This window comes from Psychrobacter sp. 1Y4 (assembly GCF_051847555.1).
Genome location: NZ_JBPYDE010000437.1, coordinates 1 through 764, shown reverse-complemented (window position 1 = coordinate 764; position 764 = coordinate 1). Strand labels below are relative to the sequence as shown.

The following is a 764-nucleotide window of genomic DNA, read 5'->3' as shown; positions in this document are numbered from 1 at the left end:
TGTAATTGTGAGGATATAATGGCTGACTTATCAACCTTAGCACGACCGTACGCTAAAGCCGCGTTTGACTATGCCAATGAAAACGGCGCTGTACACGAGTGGGAAGATTTCTTACTTGTCGCTAGCACTGTTGTCAATGACAAGTCGTTCAGTACTTGGCTAGACAATCCAGCTGTTTCTGCTGAGCATAAGTCAGCTGCTTTGGTCGATCTTTATGACTCACAAGTGGCCGGTGATAGCGACTCTGCTTTTAAACAGCTACTAGGCGAGAGCAAAGGTTCTCGTTACGGTAACAGTATTAGCTACCCTAAAGTATCACCCCAGCTCAATAATTTTGTTAAGCAGTTGGCGCAACAAGAGCGTCTAGCGCTGCTTCCTGAAGTTTATGAGCATTATCGCCGTCACAAGGCAATAAGCTTAAAGCAGCTTGACGCATATGTGACTTCTGCCTACCCATTGACTGATGACCAGCGTCAAACGTTGCAAACGCGTCTTGCTGCCTCGCTAAATGCCAGTGTAGTGATTCACGAATCAGTTGATCCAAGTTTATTGGCAGGCGCTACAATCAAAGTCGGTGATAAAGTCATTGATGATTCGATGCGCGGCAAGTTACAACAGTTAAAAACACAGCTAACTGCCTAATGCCATTTATCGATGCAGTCATATATTATCTGCATCATAGCAAGAGCATTTGAGTCAGTAGGCGGGTTATCATAAATTAAAGGAAACAAGGCAATGCAACAATTGAATCCAGCGGAAATCAG

General features: G+C 44.4%; 1 protein-coding gene. It reads left to right on the top strand.

Annotated features, from left to right (window positions below; translation table 11 throughout):
- Positions 1–18 precede the first annotated feature (18 nt).
- Positions 19–642, top strand: a complete 624-nt coding sequence (locus ACS8FC_RS16810) for a F0F1 ATP synthase subunit delta (RefSeq protein WP_439297625.1) — start codon at positions 19–21, stop codon at positions 640–642.
- Positions 643–764: the final 122 nt, after the last annotated feature.